The following is a 2,115-nucleotide window of genomic DNA, read 5'->3' as shown; positions in this document are numbered from 1 at the left end:
TACCTAATTTCAAGAAATATTTCAAGATATTCAAATATAGCCTATTATATATATTTCATGTGGGAAATAGTTGATGAATATAAATCTATTTTTCTTGTTAGCCTTATACCTGCCTTCTCCTTTCTTGGATATATTATAATATCACTTCCAGAGGGACACATAATTGATAAATATGACAGAAAAAAAATTTTTATAATAACCAACATTTTAATGGTCTTTGTTTATTTATTGCTTTTAATCAATAAATCATTATTTTTTATATACGCTGTGGATTTCCTTTCATCACTCTTAATGTGGGTAATATCCGATGATTTTCGCGGTATCACAAAGGAGATAATTCCAGAAAATAGCATGGTAAAGGCGCAATCTCTTGATCAAACATCCTCAGGGCTGTTTACACTTGCCGGAACACTGTCCGGTGGTTTTTTCATATTTTTAGAAAGGCGCTATTTTTATTTATTCCTCATTGTTATTTCAGTTGTGGCTGTAATCATGATTTTGGGGAATCACCCTGCAAAAATATACAGTAATATTTCCATAAGTAATGGTTTTAATTACACCTTTAAGATCATTAAAAGTATTATTCCATTTCTATTATTTACAATGCTTTTAAATGGACTATTTGTTTCACTTGATGTATTTTCCTCAGCACTAATATATATAATATTGAGGGCACCTCCCATATATTATACTTTTTTCATAGCCGGCTTTCCCATGGGAATGCTTATTGGTGGAATAATTGCAATGAAAAAATTTACTGAAAAATCCGGTTTGCTTAAATTATTTGTTTTTGGCATAGGGGCAATATTTATTTTTATTGCATTAAACAGAATAGCAATACTTGACTCTGTTTTGGCAGTATTTCTTGGTATTATAATAGCATTTTTAAACGTCTATATTGAAACATTAATAATAAACAGTGTTCCAAATAGCATAACAGGAAAATTTAATTCCATAACAACTGTATTTTCCGGCGGTTCATCACCGGTAATGGCCGTTATTTTTGGTATTTTATCCGAATTTATTTTCTTTCCCTATATTATAATAATAACAGGTTTAATAATGATGGCATCCTCGTTCATGGTTAACAGAATATTCAACGGTTTTAAGGATAGAATGGATGGTATGAAAATCATTTATCCGGAATTGTTCAGGAATTAAAAAATATTTAACAAAATAATAAATGCAAAACCATAATTTATTAACATGTTTTTTATAATATGGTTAATGGCAGAGGACTTAATAGAGATCATATTAACGGCTGAAAAACCATCATGTGGTGTTTTAAAAAAACTTTCAACTGTTAATTTAAATGCAAGAATATTTCAGATAAATCCGGGAATAGACTGTACAAACCACCTAATGGGCATTGACCAGTATTCCAAAAATATGGAAAAACTTAGGGACGATAACATAACTGTTTATAAAAATCAAAAGGATAAAACATGGATGGAAACGCGAAGCTGCGAAATCTGCAGGTCATCTGCAGTTTCTGGTGCAATAATAATATCCGTAAGAATTTTTGAAAATCAGAAGGTGCAGTATAAAATATTATTAAAAAATAAGAATGCATTAAAAAAACTTTTGGAGAATGTAACTGGAATAAAATATAACTATTATATTACTGACAAACATTTGCCTGGTGAATTAACATTACGGCAAAAGGAGATATTATACACCGCATATTCAAAGGGATATTTTGATTTTAACAGAAAGATAGACCTTAATGGTATAGCCCAGGAATTGGGGGTAAGCAAAAAATCAGTGCAGTCCACATTAAGAAGGGGGATGAGAAAAATTATTGAGGAATATATCTTCAATAATTTGTAATTTAGTATCACATATGATATGCACGCTTTTAATATAATAAAATAATAAATTAATTGATATAAATGGGATACGAATTTAAATGCAAGGATATAGGAATGGATTGCGGATTTGACGTAAAGGCAGATTCCATAGAGGAATTAATACCTGTAATACAGGCACATGCTAAAAATGCACATGGAATAAATGAAATAACCCCAGAACTTTTCAACAAGGTCAAATCTGCAAGGGTAAGGATATTAAATGCTGTTTTAAGAAGGGAAACATTTTCTAGGGAGGATATTAAAC

The 2,115-nt window shown here is 30.2% G+C and carries 3 protein-coding genes; all 3 read left to right on the top strand.

Features of this window, described 5'->3' with window-relative positions; genetic code table 11:
* A partial coding sequence (locus AOG55_RS03275) for an MFS transporter (RefSeq protein ID WP_055040882.1) occupies window positions 1-1,161 on the top strand: 1,161 nt, incomplete at its 5' end.
* Between the two features lie 66 nt (window positions 1,162-1,227).
* Window positions 1,228-1,830, top strand: coding sequence for a helix-turn-helix domain-containing protein (locus tag AOG55_RS03270; protein ID WP_162200877.1), 603 nt, complete (start codon window positions 1,228-1,230; stop codon window positions 1,828-1,830).
* A gap of 62 nt (window positions 1,831-1,892) precedes the next feature.
* On the top strand, window positions 1,893-2,115 hold a 223-nt coding region (locus AOG55_RS03265; protein WP_156318734.1), incomplete at its 3' end, for a DUF1059 domain-containing protein.

The sequence above is a fragment of the Acidiplasma cupricumulans genome (assembly GCF_001402935.1).
GTDB lineage: Archaea > Thermoplasmatota > Thermoplasmata > Thermoplasmatales > Thermoplasmataceae > Acidiplasma > Acidiplasma aeolicum.
Note: the sequence above shows the minus strand (reverse complement) of the source record. Positions and strands in the feature narration are given on the sequence as shown.